Below are 17,833 nucleotides of genomic sequence, written 5' to 3'. Positions count from 1 at the left end.
GCAAGTTTGAAACTGACAAGAACAAATCATTACTGACTTGCTTTGTTTAGTTGCCCAACCGAAGTCAGGACTTGTTCAATATTATTTCCAAAGGAATCTCCCGGCTGCAACCCGCTAGAAACGGGTGGGCAACCACGAGGTTTTTGGCATTTGACATTGTGCACGCTGTTGAGTTCTCAAGGATCGGACACACCCAGCCGCCGGCCACGAAGACCATTGCACTGGAGTACTTCTCTTATTTCTTGTCGCCCAGCACGAGTTAAATTGAATCGACTTCGTGTGAACTTCATCAAGTCACTGTCACGCGGAAAATTCCGGGCTATTTTGACTTGGGATTGGTCCCGCTTGAGGCCGGAAGCGCTTGTCTTTTTCCGAACCTGTGGGGTGACTTAGATGACATTACGGTGAATCCTGATACCCCGCAACTCACTGCTACATCCCGGGCGTGTCGGGGGCGGTCATCCGCTCGAAACACGCCCGAAATGCCCCTCGCGGGCCTCCCGGCGCGTCCGGGCCCACCTCCTAGCCGTGGGCCCAGTTTATAAACTGGGCCCACGGACGGGGCCTGGGCCCCGTCCGAAAGCAGGGAAGCGCGGAGGCTAGGGTTCGGGGGCGAACGCCACGAAGAGTTCGCTCACCGAGTTGTAGTACTGGTCGGTCCTGCCCTTATGCGTCATGCCGATACGAAGGCACACCCGCTGCGACGGCCGGTTGCTGGGCGTGGTCACCGCCACCACCCGATCGAGTCCCGTCTTCCAGCCTTCGGCCAACACAGCGGATGCCGCTTCAGTCGCGTAGCCGTGGTGCCACGCGTTCGGGTGAAAGTGCCAGCCGATCTCGGTATCCCCCGACGGCACGAGCGGTGTCACCGGACTCGACGCCGGAATGGACTTGAGTAATAGGTTGCCGAAGATCTCGCCGGTGTCGGCATCCGTCACCGCTCGAATGGCATGAATGGGATGTTCCATTCCCTGCCAGCGGTTGATCACCGCGATCGCCTCGGCGCGGTCGGTCATCACCCGTGGATTCAACCCGATGTGTTGTTGCACGGACCACAGCGAATACAGGCCGAAGACGAAGTCGGTGTCATCGAGGGTCCAGGGGCGCAGCAGCAGGCGTTCGGTTCGAAGAGTTTCCACGTCGACATCTTGCCACCCGCATCTGCCGACCCCCTGCAACGGAGCCGTCGAGGTGGCTACTCGACGAAAATACCCGCGAGCGTCTTCTTGCCGCGGCGCAGCACCGCTACTCCCCCGGGAAGCACCGATCCCTCAATGGTCAGGTCGACACTGGTGACCTTCTCATTGTTCAGGTACACCCCACCCTGCTGAACCGCACGCCGGGCGTCACCGATGCTCTTCGACAGCTCGGTGTCGACGAGCAATTGCAGCACGGTCGCGTGCGGCGCCGTCGTGGTGTGCGGAAGTTCGCGCAGGGCGGCCTCCAGAGTGTCCGGGTCGAGCTCGGCCAGGTCACCCTGGCCGAACAGGGCCTCGGCGGCGTGGATGGCAGCATCCGTCGCCGCCTGGCCGTGCACGAGGCTGGTCACCTCGAGCGCGAGCCGGCGCTGCGCTTCTCGGCGGAACGGTTCGGTTTCGACGAGTTCGGCGAATCGCTCGATCTCACTGCGTGAGAGAAACGTGAACACCTTGAGCCGAAAGACCACGTCGGCATCATCGGTGTTGAGCCAAAACTGGTAGAAGGCGTAGGGGCTCGTGAGGTTCGGGTCGAGCCAGACCGCGTTGCCCTCGCTCTTACCGAACTTGGTGCCGTCGCTGTTGGTGATGAGCGGGGTGCCGATGGCGTGCACGGTGCCGCTTTCGGCGCGACGGATGAGATCGGTTCCGCTGGTGAGGTTGCCCCACTGGTCGCTGCCACCGGTCTGCAGCACGCAGCCGTAGCTGCGGAACAGTTCGAGGTAGTCCAGGCCCTGCAGAATTTGGTAGCTGAACTCGGTGTAGCTGATGCCGGCGTCGGAATTAAGACGCGCGCTGACGGCATCCTTTTTGAGCATGGTGCCCACGCGGTAGTACTTGCCGATTTCGCGCAGAAAGTCGATCGCGCTCAAGGGCGCGGTCCAGTCCAGGTTGTTCACGAGCGTGACGGCGTTCTCGCCCTCGGAACTCAGGAACCGGGAGACCTGCGGCTGCAGGTAGCCCACCCACTCTGCCACGGTGTCGGTGGGAGTCAGCGTGCGCTCGGCGGTGGGGCGCGGGTCGCCGATGAGTCCGGTGGAACCGCCGACCAGGCCGAGCGGATGATGCCCCGCCAGTTGCAGACGCCGCATCAGCAGCAGCTGCACCAGGTTGCCGAGGTGCAGGCTCGCCGCGGTCGGGTCGAATCCGCAGTAGTAGGTGATCGGGTCACCATCGAGCAGCGCTTTGAGCTCGGTTTCGTCGGTGGAGACGTGCACGAGGCCGCGCCAGTTGATCTCCTCCCACACGGAATCGAAGGAGGGATCATTGGTCTGCTGGGCAAGGATGGTGGGGTCTGACACGCGTTCAGATTACCAGCCGGGGCCGCCTCACCGAATCGGCGGCAGCATCCGCTCTCCTCGTGCGACAATTCAGCCTAAAGCCTATACTGGGCTTGATTTAGCCTCTGGGCTTAATTAGACTGAATGCAGGACGGAGCCTGCGCCATGTTTGTCATCACCGCTGACCAGATAGACAGCCGCAACGATCACGATCGTGCGCGGGAGATGATCGCCCGGCTCCTGGCGCAGAATCCGGATGCCTTCAGCCTGCCGCCCGACCAGACCGCCGGCGATGAGATTCAGCTGCTCGTGTCGGCGGCCCGGCCGACGCTCTCCACCATTCTCGCGCTCCATCGGTCCGGCCACTGGAGCGTCGGGCTCGGCGTGGGAAGCGTGCGCACTCCCCTGCCGGCGTCTACCCGGCAGGCCACCGGCGGTGCGTTCATCGCGGCCCGCGATGCCGTGGTGCGCGCGAAGCGAACCGAGGCGCACTTTGCGCTCGAGGTCAGTCCAGCTGATGCAGCCGCCCCGGGCATCGAGGCACTCGTCACCATGCTGTTGCTGCTGCGTCAACGCCGTACCCCCCAGGGCTGGGAAGCCGGCGACCTCTTCGAAAGCGGGCTGGCCCAGACCGATATCGCTGCCGAGCTTGGAATCACGACCGGGGCCGTGAGCCAGCGACTCAAGGCAGCGCAGTACCGGGTCGATCAGGCAGCCCGACCGGCGTTGGTTAGGCTGCTAGAGCAAATCGACCACGACGCGAACGAATCGGAACCCCTATGACTTTCACCGTTCTCACGTTCCTGTACTGGGTCGCCCTGATCCTGGTCACCCTGGCCTCGCTCACCTGCGCCGCGATCGCCTTCAAACTGCACCGCCAGCTCTACGCGATCGCTGCCATGGCCACACTCGCCCTGGCCCTCGTGCTCGCCGCGGTCCCGATGGGCCCCGGCCCCAGCGCGTTCGGTATCGTGCTCGGAATGCTCGCGCTGGCCCTCGCCGTGATCGGCGGCGGCCCGGTCGCCGTGCTCGCCCTCGATCTGGCCACCAACAACTCGGTACCGCCCGGCCAGCACGGCGGAATCATGGTGCTGAACGCCGGCAAACCGGCCCCGACCATGGCCGGGGTCAGCGACCCGGAGACCCACGAGGTGCTGCGGGGCGGCGTGACCATCGGCATCCTGGAACGTCTGGCCGTGGCCGGCGCGATCCTGGCCGGCTTTCCCGAGGCCATCGCCATCGTCGTCGCCATCAAGGGTGTCGGCCGGTTCACCGAGCTGGCCGCAGCCGAATCGCGTGAGCGGTTCATCATCGGCACCCTGTCGAGCCTCATCTGGGCCTGCGGCTGCGCTGCCCTGGTGCCGATGGCGCTGGTCTAGCGACGCGCCTGCCGGGTCGATCGCCGATACGGCGAAACGGATGCCTCCCCCGGCACCCAGAAGCGCCACGGGTACTCGACTTCCCCACCGAGACCGCTCACCCCGGTACGCGGCCCGGTGGCGAAATCGGCGCGGCGGGCCGGCACCTCAAGGTCGAACGGCGCCACAGTCAGATCGGCGCCGTCATCGCCGAGCACAATGCCGAGGGCCTTGGTCAGCCGGGCCGGGCCGCGCGCGAGGTCGGCATCCGTTTTTGACGTCAGGCGTCGACTGCGGGCCTCGTCGATTCCCGCGACGACCTCGCCGCCGCGCAGGAGTACGGCCGATGCCTCACCGTCCGGCGAGCAGACAACGTTGGCGCAGACGTACATGCCGTAGCTGAAATAGGCGTAGAGATGCCCGGGCGGGCCGAACATGGTTTGCGTGCGGGGTGTGCGACCGCGAAAGGCGTGCGAACCGGGGTCGCTCTCGCCGAGGTAGGCCTCAACCTCGGTGATGCGTACGGAGACCGCCCCACGGGTCACTAGCGCGCCGAGCAGCAGCGGGGCGACCTCGAGTGCGGGTCGCTCCAGCAGGCCCGGCGCGAACGTCACTACTACCGGCTGAGCGCGGCCGTCAGGTCGCGTACGCGGGCCACGAGGTGGGCGCGCTGCTCGGCGACTCGCACCGGAGCGGTGCCGCCGGCGCCGTCACGGCTGTCGACCGATCCACGGATGGTGAGAACGTCGCGCACTTCCGGAACGAGGTGCGGCGAAATCGCCAGCAGCGCCGCGTCGTCGACCTCGTGCAGGTCGAGTCCGTTGGTCTCGGCGAACTTCACCAGGGAACCGGTGATTTCGTGCGCGTCACGGAACGAAACGTGGCGTTTGACCAGCCATTCGGCGACATCGGTGGCGAGGGAGAAGCCCTGCGGTGCGAGCTCGGCCATCCGCTCGGTATGGAAGGTGAGGGTCGCGACCATGCCGGTGAAGGCGGGCAACAGTACTTCGAGGGTCTGGATCGAGTCGAAGACCGGCTCTTTGTCTTCCTGCAGGTCGCGGTTGTAGGCGAGCGGCAGTCCTTTGAGCGTGGTGAGCAGCCCGGTGAGGTTGCCGATCATGCGGCCCGACTTACCGCGAGCGAGCTCGGCGATGTCGGGGTTCTTCTTCTGCGGCATGATCGAGGACCCGGTGGAATAGGCGTCGTCGAGGGTGACGAACCCGAATTCGCGGGTGTTCCAGAGAATGATCTCCTCGGCCAGCCGCGACATGTCGATGCCGATTTGCGCGGTGATGTAAGCGAATTCGGCGACCAGGTCGCGGCTTGCGGTGCCGTCGATGGAGTTCTCGACGACGGCGGCGAAGCCCAGGTCGGTGGCAACGAGGTGCGCGTCGAGACCGAGGGTGTTGCCGGCGAGGGCGCCGGACCCGTAGGGCGAGGCATCCGCTCGCCGGCCCCAGTCGGCGAAGCGGTCGAGGTCGCGCACGAGCGGCCAGCAATGCGCCAGCAGGTGGTGGGCAAGCAGCACAGGTTGGGCGTGCTGCAGGTGGGTGCGGCCGGGCATGATGGCGTCCTCGTGCGCTTCGGCCTGTGCGGCGAGGGCGTCGATGAGCTCGATCACGAGCGAGGCGAGAATGGCGGCGTGGTCGCGCAGCCACATGCGCACGAGCGTGGCGACCTGGTCGTTCCGGCTGCGGCCGGCGCGCAGCTTGCCGCCCACCTCGACACCGATGATGTCGATCAGGCCACGTTCAAGAGCCGAGTGTACGTCTTCATCGGCTTCGGCTGGCAGAAATTCGCGGGCGACGACGGCGCGCTCGAGTTCTTCGAGCGCGCCGACCATCTGGGTCAATTCGGTGTCGGTGAGATATCCGGCGGCGGCGAGGGCCCGCGCATGCGCGCGGCTGCCCTGCAGGTCGTATTCCGCCAGCATCCAGTCGAACTGGGTCGACTTGCTCAGCCGCGCCAGTTCCGGCGACGGTCCCCCGGCGAAACGGCCACCCCAGAGGGCGCCAGCTCGGCCGGCGCGGTTTTTCTCACTCGACACGCGGGCCCTACTTCGCGGCGGCGTCGCGGCGTGCGGCGACCTTGCTCGGCAGCGACCACAGTTCGATGAATCCCTTGGCCATGGTCTGGTCGAAGGAGTCGCCGGTGTCGTAGGTGGCGAGGTTGAAGTCGTACAGGCTGGTCGTGCTCGAGCGTCCCGTGACGACGGCGGTGCCGGCGTGCATTTTCAAGCGGATGTCGCCGGTCACGTATTTCTGCGTGTCCTCGATGAACACGTCGAGGCTCTTCTTCAAGCCGGAGAACCAGAGTCCGTCGTAAACGAGTTCTGCCCATTTACTCTCGACGCCGCGCTTGTAACGGGCTACGTCACGCTCGAGGGTCATGTTCTCGAGTTCTTCGTGCGCGGCGATGAGCGCTATTCCGGCGGGGGCTTCGTAGATTTCACGGCTCTTGATGCCGACCAGACGGTCTTCGACGATGTCGATGCGGCCGACACCCTGGTCACCGGCGAGACGGTTCATGAGCTGGATCATCTGCAGCGGACTGACCTTCTTGCCGTCAATAGCGACGGGCACGCCCTGCTCGAAGGAGATGACAACCTCGGTCGGGGCGCGGGTGACCGAGGGATCCTGGGTGTAGGTGTAGAGGTCTTCGATTGGCGCGTTCCACGGGTCTTCGAGGAATCCGGTTTCGACGGCGCGACCCCAGACGTTCTGGTCGATGGAGTACGGGCTCTTCTTGGACTGCGCGATGGGCAGGTCGTGCTTGGCGGCATACTCGATGGCCTTGTCGCGGGTCAGTTCGAAGTCGCGCACCGGGGCGAGCGAGGTCAGCTCGGGGGCGAGGGCCGCGACGGCCGCTTCGAACCGAACCTGGTCGTTGCCCTTGCCGGTGCAGCCGTGGGCGACGCTGTCGGCGCCGAGTTCGATGGCGGTGGAGGCGAGGTACTTGGCGATCAGCGGACGGCTGATGGCCGAGACCAGCGGGTATCGCTTCTGGTACAGAGCGTTCGCCTTGAGCGTCGGCACGATGTAGTCGTTCGCGAACTCGTCCTTGGCGTCGATGACGATGGATTCGACGGCTCCGCAGTCCAGGGCGCGCTGACGGATCACGTCCATGTCTTCGCCCTCCTGTCCGACGTCGACGGCGAGGGCTACAACCTCTTTGCCGGTGGCGTCCTTGAGCCAGCCGATGCCGACCGAGGTATCCAGCCCGCCCGAGTATGCGAGTACAACGCGTTCCGCCATGGTTCTCCCTAAATCTTGATCTGTCTAAAGTTTACGTGTTGCGGCGCGGCCCCCGGTCGCCCGCCTGCACTGCGGACGGGGCCCAGGCCCCGTCCCGGGGCGAGGGGTCGGTCAGGCTGCGTTTTGCGCGAGCAGCCAGACCAGCAGCGCCTTCTGGGCGTGCAGGCGGTTCTCCGCCTCGTCCCAGATGATGCTCTGCGGGCCGTCGATGACCTCGGCGGTGACCTCGTAGCCGCGGTCGGCCGGCAGGCAGTGCATGAAGTGCGCGCCCGGCTTGGCCAGGCCCATGAGCTGGGCATCGACCCGGTACTGACCGAGGTCGCCGAGCCGCGCGGCCTTCTCCTCTTCTTTGCCCATCGACACCCAGGTGTCGGTGATGACCACGTCGACGCCCGCGACAGCCTCACTCGGGTCGGTGAAGAGGGCGACCGAGCCGCCGGTGCGGGCGGCGATGACCGTCGCATCCGCTACCACCTGGTCGGTCGGCGTGTAACCGACCGGTGAGGCGATGCGCACGTGCATGCCGGCAGTGGCACCGGCGAGCAGGTAGGACTGGCCCATGTTGCAGGCGCCGTCGCCGAGAAAGGCGAGGGTCTGGCCCGCCAGGTCGCCACGGTGTTCGCGAATCGTGAGCAGGTCGGCGAGCAGCTGGCAGGGGTGGAAGTCGTCGCTGAGCGCGTTGACGACGGGCACCGTGGTGCCGAGCGCCATTTCTTCGAGCCCGGCCTGGCCGTAGGTGCGCCAGACGATCGCGGCGACCTGGCGTTCGAGCACGCGGGCGGTGTCGGAGGCGGTTTCCTTGCCGCCGAGCTGGCTGTTCGCGGTGCTGATGATGAGCGGGCTGCCTCCGAGGTCGGCGATGCCGACGGCGAAGGAGACCCGGGTGCGGGTGGAGGACTTGTCGAAAATGACCGCGACGGTCTGCGGGCCAGCGAGCGGGCGCACCGCGAATCGGTCTCGCTTCAGCTCCAGGGCCAGATCGAGAATCTCGGCCTGTTCGGCCGGGGAGATATCGTCGTCGCGCAGGAAATGGCGGGTCACGGTGTCACTTTCGGTTGTCGTTGTTCAGTTGCAGAGCGGATACCGCCCCACCGTCTTAAAATCACACGCGCCAGCGTAAAACCGGCGCAAAGTGGGATTCGTCCAGCCTAGAGGCTGGCGAGGGCGCGCCCGAACCGCACTTGGAAGTCGGCGATTTCGGCGTCGCCCACGATCAGCGGCGGGGCGATGCGAATGCTGGTCTCGTTGGCGGCGTTCACGATGAGTCCGTTGGCCAGGGCGGCCGCACCGAGCTTCAACGCGACCGGTTCGGCCAGGCCGACGCCGAGCAGCAGGCCGCGTCCGCGAACCTCCTCGATCAGCGGCGAGTGGAAGCCGAGGATGATCTCGCGCAACTGCTGGCCTCGCCGGAAGGCATTCGCGGCGAGGTCGTCGCGTTCGATCACGCCGAGCACGGCGTTTGCTGTCGCGGTGACGAGCGGGTTGCCGGCGAAGGTCGAGCCGTGCTGGCCTCGCCGAAACAGGTCGGAGGCCCAGCCGAAGGTGACCAGCGCACCAATCGGAACACCGCCACCCATCCCCTTGGCGATGGTGACGGCATCCGGAAGAATCTCAGCGTGGTTGTAGGCGAACCAAGCGCCGGTGCGGGCGATGCCGGTCTGGATCTCGTCGATGATCAGCAGAACGCCGTGTTCGGTGCAGAGTTCGCGGGCGCGTTTGAGAAAGCCGTCGGGCAAGTCGATGACGCCGGCCTCGCCCTTGACCGGTTCCAAGAACAGGGCGGCGACGGTGTTGTCGATCGTCGCTTCGAGGGCCTTGATCGTGCTGTCGATGTGTTCGACCCCGCCGGGAACCGGTTCGAACGCCTCCCGCATGTGTGGCTTGCCCGAGAGCGCGAGTGCGCCCATGGTGCGACCGTGAAAGGAGTCGTGCAGCGAGATGATGCGGTTGCGATGGCCCGTGTTATTCAGCCGGGCCAGTTTGAACGCGGCCTCGTTGGCCTCGGCGCCGGAGTTGCAAAAGTAGACGCGACCTTCGTCGCCAGCGCCGGTGATGCGCTTGAGGCGTTCGGCCAGTTCAATCTGCGGCGGCGTGGCGAAATAGTTGGAGACGTGGCTGATGGTGCTGATCTGCTTCGTGACCGCCGCGACGACCTCGGGGTGGGCGTGACCGAGCGAGTTCACGGCGATTCCGGCCAGAAAGTCGAGGTACTGGGTGCCCTTTTCGTCCCAGACGTAGCAGCCTTCACCGCGCACGAGCATCGCCAGTGGCGGGCTGAACGTGCGCATCATCGAATCGGCGAACCGGTTCTGCCAGGGTTGGTCGGTCATGCGGGTACTACCTCCGTGCCAATGCCGCTTCCAGTGAAAATTTCGAGCAGGATCGAGTGCGGCACTCGCCCGTCGATGATCGCGGCCTTGGCGACTCCGCCGTCGACAGCGTCGAGGCAGGCCGTCATCTTGGGAATCATGCCCGATTCCAGCTCGGGCAGCAGGCCACGCAGCTCGAGAACGTCGATGATCGATACGAGCGAATCCCGGTTCGGCCAGTCGCGGTAGAGCCCCGCAACGTCGGTGAGAATCACGAGTTTGGCCGCGCCGAGGGCGATCGCGAGTGCGGCAGCAGCAGCGTCGGCGTTGACGTTCAGGGATTGACCCGGGACATCCGTATCTGGGGCGATCGATGACACCACCGGGATGCGGCCGGCCGCTAGCTGCGCGAGCACGGCTTCGGGGTCGACGCCGACGACGTCACCGACGAGTCCGAGGTCGACCTCGACGCCGTCGATGACGACGCCACGACGCCGTCCGCGAAACAGGCCAGCGTCCTCACCGCTGAGCCCGGCGGCGAGCGGACCGTGCTGATTGATGTGGCTGACCAGGTCGCGGTTGATCTGGCCGGTGAGCACCATGCGCACGACGTCCATCGCCTCTGGGGTGGTCACCCGGTAGCCGCCGCGAAACTCGCTCTCGATGCCGAGGCGTTTCAACATGGCCGAAATCTGCGGGCCGCCGCCGTGCACGACGACCGGGCGGATGCCCGCGTAGCGCAGGTAGACCATGTCTTCGGCGAAGGCACGCTGCAGGTCTTGGCTCACCATGGCATTACCGCCAAACTTCACGACGATGATCTGGTCGTGAAAGCGTTTGAGCCACGGCAAGGCTTCGATCAGCGTTGCCGCTTTAACGGATGCTTCGGCCTGGCTGGTCTCGTCGAGCTGGGTTCTGGGTGTCTCGGTCATGGTCAGCTCGAGTACGCGCTGTTCTCTTCGACGTAGTCGTGGGTGAGATCGTTGGTCCACAGGGTGGCCGTTTCGTCCCCCGCGTGGAGGTCGATCAGCACGGTGACCGAGCGCTTCGTGAGGTCGACGAGGTCGCGCGGCTGGTCGGGCTCCCCCGCGGTACACACCTGCACACCGTTGATGGCGACGTCGATGCCGTACGGGTCGAAGGCGGCGTCCTTGACCGGGACGGTTCCGGCTGCGGCGAGCACGCGGCCCCAGTTCGGGTCGTTACCGAAGATGGCCGACTTGAACAGGTTGCTGCGGGAGACGGCGCGGGCCACCGTGACGGCTTCGTCTTCGGAGACCGCGTTGGTGACAGTGATGGCCACGTCGTGCGCGGCGCCCTCGGCGTCGCCCTGCAGCTGAAGGGTGAGGTCGCGGCAGATCTCGACGAGCGCTGCGGTGAATTCGGCCAGGTCGGCGCTAACGCCGCTGGCCCCGGAGCAGAGCAGGCTCACGGTGTCATTGGTCGACATGCAGCCGTCCGAGTCGAGGCGGTCGAAGGTCACTCGCGTGGCCGCGTGCAGCGCAGTGTCGAGCTCAGCCGAGTCGAGCACGGCGTCGGTCGTGATGACGACGAGCATGGTGGCCAGTCCGGGCGCGAGCATACCGGCCCCCTTGGCCATGGCGCCGATGCTCCAGCCGGCCGGGGAAGTGTGCGCGGCCTGCTTCGGCCGGGTGTCGGTGGTCATGATGGCCTGCGCGGCCAGGAGGCCGGCGGCGGGGGTGGTGGCGGCATCCGTTTTGATGGCGAGGGTCGCGTCCCAGACGCCCGCGGTGACGAGGTCGAGGTTGAGCTGTTCGCCGATCAGGCCGGTGGAGCAGACCAGAACGTCGCCGGAGGAGAGGTCGAGCCGCTTCGCGACCGCTTCGGCGGTGGCGTGCGTGGTCTGAAAGCCGATGCTGCCGGTGTAACAGTTGGCCCCGCCGGAGTTCAGCACGATTGCGCTGACCTGGCCATCGCTCATGACTTGGGTGCTCCAGATGACGGGGTTGGCCTGGCAGCGGTTGCTCGTGAACACGGTCGCGGCGTTCTGCAGCGGGCCGAGGTTCTGCACGAGGGCGAGGTCGAGCCCACCGGACTTCTTCAGGCCGGCAGTGACGCCGGCGGCAGCAAAACCGGCGGGAAGGGTGACACTCACGGAGCAACTCCATTCATGGTCAAACCGAGTGTTTCGGTCAGACCGAGGGCAATATTGGCGGATTGGATGGCAGCGCCGGCGGTGCCCTTGACGAGATTGTCGATCGCGGTGATGGTGACGACCCGGCCGGCTGCTTCGTCGACGGCCAGTCCGATCAGTGCGGTGTTGGCGCCGAGTACGTCGGCCGTGCGCGGAAAATGTCCGTCGGGCAACAGGTGCACGAACGGTTCGTCGGCGTAGGCGTCCTCCCAGGCAGCGCGCACGGCGGCGGCGCTCGTTCCCGGCACGAGTCGAGCGGTCGCCGTGGCGAGGATTCCGCGGGACATCGGCACGATCACCGGGGTGAACGAGATGGTGGCGTCGGGGGACGAAGCGGATGCTGCGCTGGTCGGGTCGGCGGGGCCCGCCGCCGCGGCCCAGCGCAGCAACTGCACGATCTCCGGAATGTGCCGGTGCGTGCCGCCGACCGCGTACGGGTTAGCTGAACCCAGGATCTCGGCCGCGAGGTTCGGCACCTTAAGGCTCTTGCCGGCGCCGCTCGGGCCGACGGCGAGCACGGCCACGAGGTCCTGCGCTTCGATCACGCCCGCGTGGATTCCGGGGGCCAGGGCGAGGGCGACGGTGCTGGCGTTGCAGCCGGGAGCGGCGATGCGGCGAGCGCCGACGAGCCGGTCGCGCTGTTTGCCGGCGCCGATGGGCAATTCCGGGACACCATAGGTCCAGGCGCCGAAGTAGTCGCCGCCATAGAAGGCCGCCCAGTCGTCGGAATTCTCCAGGCGGTGGTCGGCGCCGCAGTCCACCACGAGGGTTTCGGCGGGGAGGTGGGCGGTGATCTCGCCGGACTTGCCATGCGGCAGGGCGACGAAGACGACGTCGTGGCCGCTGAGATTCTGCGGCGTCGTGTCGACCAGGGTGAGCTGGGCGAGGGAACGCAGCGAGGGTTGAACGTCGATCAACCGCTGCCCGGCGTTGCTGTGCGCGGTGACCGTGCGCACCTCGAATTCGGGGTGTCCGGCGAGCAGCCGCAGCAGTTCGCCGCCCGCATACCCGCTCGCGCCCGCCACTGCCACCGAAAAAACCATGTGTTAAACCTAGCGCGGCCCTGGCGGCCCCGTTTCCGCGCCGGGCGCGGCGTCATGCGCGGGTCGGGGCGCATCCGCTTGCTGCGCCGCACCCCACCGCGCACGGCTCGTGGCACCCGGTCGGCTCGCAGCACCCGTCCGGCTCGTGGCCCGTGTTTGCGAAGCTCGCACGTGTTCAAACCAGTGCCACGTTCCCCAACACGTGCCACGAGGAACGGATGCACCTCCTGCACATCACCCCTTGGCACGAATACTCCACAGATCGTCTCCAGGTCACGGCTCACCCTCGTGCCCGCGGCACACTGGCCACATGCGCGAGATCTTTGAGACCTGTGAGGCCCTGCACGATGGTCTGATCCCGGCCGAGGCACTGCGCGCCTCGGGCATGAACTCCCATGCCGTGGATTCACTTCTCAAACGCGGCGAGCTCGTGCGGGTGCGACGGGGGTGGTATGTCCTCGGCCCGCGCTGGGAGGAGATCGGTGCAGATGGTCGATACCGCCTCCTCGTTCGGGCGACAGCGGCCCAGGCCAAACGTGACTTGATGTATTCGCACCATTCCGCCGCCGCACTGCACGGACTGCCTCTTATTGGCCAGTGGCCCCAGGGCGTGCATGCCATCGATCCCGACACCGCCGGTGGCAGCAGCTCGAGGCTCCTCACGACTCACCGAGGGCCGGTCGACCCATCCCCCGTGATCATCGACGGCGTCCGAGTAACGAGCCTGTCGCGCACTCTGATCGATGTGGCCGCGACGTCGAGCTTTCTAGTCGGAGTCACGATGATCGACCACGTTCTACATTGTGAAGCAGCCCGGATGGCCGCCGCCCAACGGTCCGGGAGCGTAGGCGCACCACCGATCACTCATGCGACCCTGCTGACCGAGCTGGATGGGGTGCAGCCGAGAAATGGGCACCGGGCGGCCGAGAGGGCCATCGCATTTGCCGATGGGCTCTCAGCTAACCCCGGCGAGTCGCTCGGGCGCGTGCGGTTCGAGGAATTGGGCTTCGAGATTCCCGAATTGCAAGTGCGTTTCGACGTGGGCGGGCGCACCTACTACGTGGACTACTTCTGGCGAGGGGTGCGCAAGATCGGCGAGTTCGATGGCCACATCAAGTACACCCGTGCGGCGGTTATGGCCGGTCGCGACATCGTACAGGTTGTCGTCGACGAAAAGGACCGGGAGAGCGTTCTACGGCCGGAGGTCAACAGCTTCGACCGGTGGGGATGGAAGCTCGCGCTCTCGCCGCAGGCGTTTTATCGCTTCCTGATGGACAAGGGTGTGCCGCGAGCGCCCACAAGACGCGACAGGTGACGACGGCACGCGCCTGACTCACGAGAGGGCTCGTGGCACTCATGAGGGAAGCCCGCACGTGTTCAAACCAGTGCCAACTTCTCAAACACGTGCCACGAGAAGCGGATGCCGCGCAGCCGGCCCCGTTAGGGCGACTCGCGGCATCCGCTGCCCGCGGGCGGCACAGGCACAGGCACCAGCGCTACTCGCGCAGGGTGGCCCCGAACTGGTCAGCGGCCAGGGCCACGCCGGCCAGACGGGCGGCGCTCGCCTCGGCGGCGGTCAGCGTGCGCTCCTCGCCGCGAAAACGAAGCGCGAAGGTGAGCGACTTGTGGCCGGGTTCGACACCGGCACCACGGTAGTCGTCGACCAGCTCGATGCTCTCGAGCAGCCCACCGGCCCCCTCGGCGACGGCCGTGCGCAGGGCCGCAGCCGGCACTGAGGCCGCGACGACGAGCGAGAGGTCCTGCGTGGCGGCAGGCATCGTGCGAATCGGAGTGACCGTGAGATCCCCGTCGGCCCGCGCGAAGACGAGCCCCAGGTTGACCTCGGCGACGGCGACGACTGCGGGCAGGTCGTAGTCGTCGGCGACTGTGGGAAGCAGCTCGCCGGCGAATCCGACCGATACCGCACGTGCCGAAGCGGTCGCGGCGGGAACGGTGACGAACAGCTCGGCCGTGCGGCCGGGGTGCATCGCCGGGTGCAGGCCCTGGCGCACCTCGATGCGAACCCCGGTAGCCAGAGCCACCTGCTGCACGGCGGCCAGCGCCGACTGCCAGCCGGCAGCAACAGCGGGCTGGTTCGGCTGGTGCCGCACGTCGTTGCCGACGAGAACGACGCCGACCAGCAGTGGCTGCGGAACGATTCCCGCGTAGAGGACCGCCTCCACCTCAGCGCTCGGGCGTTCTCCTCCAGTCGGAAGCACGGGCGTGCCATAGGTCACTCCGGGTTCGGGCCGAAAAACCAGTCCCTGCTCGTAGATGGCGAGATCCACGAGGCCGCGAGAGCGGTTGCGGTGTGCGATCTGCAGCAGGCCCGGCAGCATCGTGGTGCGCAGGAACGGCGCCTCCCCGTCGAGCGGGTTGGCGACCTTCATCTGCGGCACCGAAACGGGCGCCGCAACCGAACCCGCCAGAGCGGATGCCGCACCCGCGTCGGTAACGCCGGCGTCAGCATCCGCTTCGCCAGTTGGCACGGAAACAGACGCCGCACCGGCCGAAGCAGCGGCGGGCGCAACGGCCACGCCAAACAGGTTGTTCGCCGCTTCCGACACGAACGGATAGGTCAAAACCTCGGTGTGACCGGTGGCCGCGAGGGTCTGCGCGACCGTGCGCCGCAGTGTCTGCGTGCGGGTCAGGCCGCGGCCGGGCGGCGCGACGGGCAGCACGGAGGGAATGCGGTCGTAGCCGACGATGCGGGCGACTTCCTCGGCGAGCGTCCACTTGTCGGTGAGGTCGGGGCGCCAGCTCGGCGGGGTGACCTGCAGGTCACCATCGGCCTCGACCAGCGAGGTGCCGATCTGAACGAGGGCATCGCGTACTTCGTCACCGGTGTAGGCAAGGCCGATGAGGCCGGACACGAACCCGGTCGGCAGCAGAATCGGCTCGGGGGCCGGTGCCACGTCGTAGACCGAGCCGAGGTCGTCGGCGACTCCCCCGGCGAGGTCCACGAGCAGCTGTACGACGCGGGCGGCGGCAACGGCGGCCACGCGGGGGTCGACGCCGCGTTCGAACCGTTTGCTCGCCTCGCTCGGCAGCTTGTGGCGGCGGGCCGAGCGCGCGATCGACACCGGGTCGAAGTTGGCGGCCTCGACGAGTACGTTGACGGTCTGCGGGGTGATTTCGGTGCTCGCCCCGCCCATCACGCCGGCCAAGCCAATCGGCCCGGATTCGTCGGTGATCAGCAGATCTTCGACGTTGAGCGTGCGGCTGACTGCGTCGAGCGTTGTAAATTTCTCCCCGGCGGTCGCGCGACGCACGATGATGCCGCCGGCCAACTTGTCGAGGTCGTAGCCGTGCAACGGCTGGCCGAGCTCGAACATCACGTAGTTGGTCACGTCGACCACGAGGGAAATGGAACGGATACCGACCAGCCCCAGCCGGGCGATCATCCAGGCCGGAGTCGGCCGGGTCGGGTCGACGCCGCGCACAACGCGGGTCACGAAGACGGTAGAGCCGATCCGGTCCCGGATCGGAGCCTGATCGTCGATGGTGACCGGGAAGCGGGTGACCGGGGCCACGACGGTGAGGGCGAGGGCAGGGTCGCGAAACGGCACGCCGGTGGCGTGCGAGTATTCGCGGGCGACGCCGCGAATGGAGAAAGCGTAGCCGCGGTCGGGGGTGACGTTGATTTCGACGGCGCTGTCATCCAGGCCGAGCAGGGGAATAGCATCCGTTCCCACCGGGGCGTCGATGCCGAGGTTCTTCAGCAGCAGAATGCCGTCGTGCTCGTCGCCGAGGCCGAGTTCACGGGCCGACGCGATCATGCCGTCGGAGACGTGGCCGTAGGTCTTGCGGGCCGCGATCGGAAATGGGCCGGGCAGCGAGGCGCCGGGCAGGGTCACGACGACCTTGTCGCCGACGGCGAAGTTGTGGGCGCCACAGATGATGCCGTGCACGGCGGGGCCGCCGTCAGCGGCGAGTTCACCGTCGGGGGCAACCCGCACCTGGCACCAGTTGATGGTTTTGCCGTTGGTCTGCTCTTCGCCGACGAATTCGAGTACTTCGCCGACCACGATGGGGCCGGAGACCGCGATTCGGTGAATGTCTTCCTCTTCGAGGCCGACGCTCACGAGGGCAGCATGGACATCTTCCGGTGTGGTGCCGGGCGCGAGGTCGACGTATTCGCCGAGCCAGCTCAGTGGTACGCGCATTAGAGGTTCATTCCGAACTGCTGGCTGAACCGGATATCGCCCTCGACCATGTCGTGCATGTCCTTTACGTCATTTCTAAACATCACAGCTCGTTCTACACCCACGCCGAACGCAAACCCGGAGTACAACTCGGGGTCGATCCCGGCCGAACGCAGCACATTGGCGTGCACCATGCCGCAGCCGCCCCACTCGATCCAGCGTGCGCCGTCCTTGAAGGTAGGGTGCCAGACGTCGAGCTCCGCGCTCGGTTCGGTGAAGGGGAAATAGTTGGGGCGCAGCCGCACCTTGGCCTCCGGGCCGAACAAGGCCTGCACGAAGTGGTCGAGCGTGCCGCGCAGGTTGGCCATGGTGAGGCCCTTGTCGATGGCGATGCCCTCGATCTGGTGGAACACCGGCGTGTGGGTGGCGTCGAGCTCGTCGGTGCGAAACACGCGTCCGGGCGCCACCACGTAGACCGGCAGTTCGCGGCTGAGCAACGCGCGCAGTTGCACCGGCGAGGTCTGCGTGCGCAAAACGAGGTGGGCATCCGTCGGTTCGACGAAGAAAGTGTCCTGCATGGCGCGGGCCGGGTGGTCCTCGTCGAAGTTGAGGCCGTCGAAGTTGAACCATTCGCTCTCGAGCTCCGGCCCTTCGGCGACTTCCCAGCCCATGGCCACGAACACGTCGGCGGCGCGTTCCATGAGGAGCGACGTGGGATGCCGCGCCCCGGCTTTCCAAGCGGATGCTGCAGCGGTCACGTCCACCGTTTCAGCCAGGAGCCGGGCGGCTGCTTCCGCCGTGCCAATCTCGTCTTCGCGAGCGGTCAGCGCCTTGGTCACGGCGCCGCGGGCCTGGCCGACGAGCTTGCCGGCAGCGGCTTTCTGGTTGCCGGGCACGCTGCGCATGAGGGCATTGAGCTTCGACAGCGGAGAGGACTCCCCCGCGTGCTCGCTGCGTACGAGCTTGAGCGCGGCGGTCGTAACGGCTTCGGCGATGGCGGCCAGTGCGGCGTCAACCGCGGCGTTCACTGCCTCTTCGGTAATGGCGGGTGGGTCGATGGGACCAGTGGAATCAGACACAGTCCCTGAGTTTA

Annotated in this window: 15 protein-coding genes; 3 read left to right on the top strand and 12 right to left on the bottom strand. The window is 66.6% G+C overall.

The features are described from left to right. Positions 1-599: 599 nt before the first annotated feature. Both E3T29_RS00875 and tyrS read right to left on the bottom strand, forming a co-directional pair. A complete protein-coding gene (locus tag E3T29_RS00875) occupies positions 600-1,139 on the bottom strand; it encodes a GNAT family N-acetyltransferase (RefSeq protein ID WP_134343685.1) in 540 nt (179 codons plus the stop codon). A 56-nt stretch (positions 1,140-1,195) separates the two neighbouring features. Continuing rightward, positions 1,196-2,497: a tyrosine--tRNA ligase gene (gene tyrS, locus E3T29_RS00870; protein WP_134343684.1), complete on the bottom strand. Its 1,302-nt coding sequence runs from the start codon at positions 2,495-2,497 to the stop codon at positions 1,196-1,198. A gap of 144 nt (positions 2,498-2,641) precedes the next feature. Between tyrS and E3T29_RS00865 the strand changes: the two genes are divergently transcribed. Both E3T29_RS00865 and E3T29_RS00860 read left to right on the top strand, forming a co-directional pair. Further along, positions 2,642-3,259: a DNA-binding protein gene (locus E3T29_RS00865; protein WP_134343683.1), complete on the top strand. Its 618-nt coding sequence runs from the start codon at positions 2,642-2,644 to the stop codon at positions 3,257-3,259. Beyond that, entirely contained in the window at positions 3,256-3,855 is a 600-nt protein-coding gene (locus E3T29_RS00860) for a hypothetical protein (protein ID WP_134343682.1), read from the top strand. The genes E3T29_RS00865 and E3T29_RS00860 overlap by 4 nt, the downstream gene beginning before the upstream one ends. On the opposite strand, the gene E3T29_RS00855 is transcribed toward E3T29_RS00860, so the two are convergent. From E3T29_RS00855 to argC, 8 genes are all read right to left on the bottom strand, one after another. Further along, the gene (locus tag E3T29_RS00855) at positions 3,852-4,448 is read right to left on the bottom strand and encodes a DNA-3-methyladenine glycosylase (protein ID WP_134343681.1); all 597 of its coding nucleotides are present in this window, start codon (positions 4,446-4,448) and stop codon (positions 3,852-3,854) included. The two genes, E3T29_RS00860 and E3T29_RS00855, sit on opposite strands and share 4 nt — an antisense overlap. A 2-nt stretch (positions 4,449-4,450) precedes the next feature. Continuing rightward, on the bottom strand, positions 4,451-5,881 hold the full coding sequence (argH, locus tag E3T29_RS00850; protein WP_134343680.1) for an argininosuccinate lyase: 1,431 nt from the start codon (positions 5,879-5,881) through the stop codon (positions 4,451-4,453). Between the two features lie 7 nt (positions 5,882-5,888). After that, on the bottom strand, positions 5,889-7,088 hold the full coding sequence (locus E3T29_RS00845) for an argininosuccinate synthase (protein WP_092341079.1): 1,200 nt from the start codon (positions 7,086-7,088) through the stop codon (positions 5,889-5,891). 111 nt (positions 7,089-7,199) lie between these two features. Beyond that, positions 7,200-8,129 (bottom strand): ornithine carbamoyltransferase, encoded by a 930-nt coding sequence (gene argF, locus E3T29_RS00840; RefSeq protein WP_134343679.1) that lies wholly within the window; start codon positions 8,127-8,129, stop codon positions 7,200-7,202. Between the two features lie 107 nt (positions 8,130-8,236). Further along, positions 8,237-9,418, bottom strand: a complete 1,182-nt coding sequence (locus tag E3T29_RS00835; protein ID WP_134343678.1) for an acetylornithine transaminase — start codon at positions 9,416-9,418, stop codon at positions 8,237-8,239. Further along, entirely contained in the window at positions 9,415-10,329 is a 915-nt protein-coding gene (gene argB / locus E3T29_RS00830) for an acetylglutamate kinase (protein WP_134343677.1), read from the bottom strand. The genes E3T29_RS00835 and argB overlap by 4 nt, the downstream gene beginning before the upstream one ends. 2 nt (positions 10,330-10,331) lie before the next feature. Next, positions 10,332-11,513, bottom strand: a complete 1,182-nt coding sequence (argJ, locus tag E3T29_RS00825) for a bifunctional glutamate N-acetyltransferase/amino-acid acetyltransferase ArgJ (protein WP_134343676.1) — start codon at positions 11,511-11,513, stop codon at positions 10,332-10,334. Further along, positions 11,510-12,595 (bottom strand): N-acetyl-gamma-glutamyl-phosphate reductase, encoded by a 1,086-nt coding sequence (gene argC, locus E3T29_RS00820; RefSeq protein WP_134343675.1) that lies wholly within the window; start codon positions 12,593-12,595, stop codon positions 11,510-11,512. The genes argJ and argC overlap by 4 nt, the downstream gene beginning before the upstream one ends. A gap of 310 nt (positions 12,596-12,905) precedes the next feature. Here argC and E3T29_RS00815 point away from each other — a divergent pair, with 310 nt between their 5' ends. Beyond that, a complete protein-coding gene (locus tag E3T29_RS00815; RefSeq protein ID WP_134343674.1) occupies positions 12,906-13,910 on the top strand; it encodes a type IV toxin-antitoxin system AbiEi family antitoxin domain-containing protein in 1,005 nt (334 codons plus the stop codon). Positions 13,911-14,091: 181 nt separating this feature from the next. Here E3T29_RS00815 and pheT read toward each other — a convergent pair whose 3' ends face one another. Next, positions 14,092-16,761, bottom strand: coding sequence for a phenylalanine--tRNA ligase subunit beta (gene pheT / locus E3T29_RS00810; protein WP_134343673.1), 2,670 nt, complete (start codon positions 16,759-16,761; stop codon positions 14,092-14,094). Beyond that, entirely contained in the window at positions 16,761-17,819 is a 1,059-nt protein-coding gene (gene pheS / locus E3T29_RS00805) for a phenylalanine--tRNA ligase subunit alpha (protein WP_134343672.1), read from the bottom strand. Before pheS ends, pheT begins: the two co-directional genes overlap by 1 nt. Positions 17,820-17,833: the final 14 nt, after the last annotated feature.

Origin of the sequence: Cryobacterium sp. TMT1-66-1 (assembly GCF_004403435.1) — a bacterium.
In the GTDB taxonomy this organism is placed as follows: Bacteria; Actinomycetota; Actinomycetes; order Actinomycetales; family Microbacteriaceae; genus Cryobacterium; species Cryobacterium flavum.
This window is presented reverse-complemented; position numbering and strand designations above follow the sequence as displayed.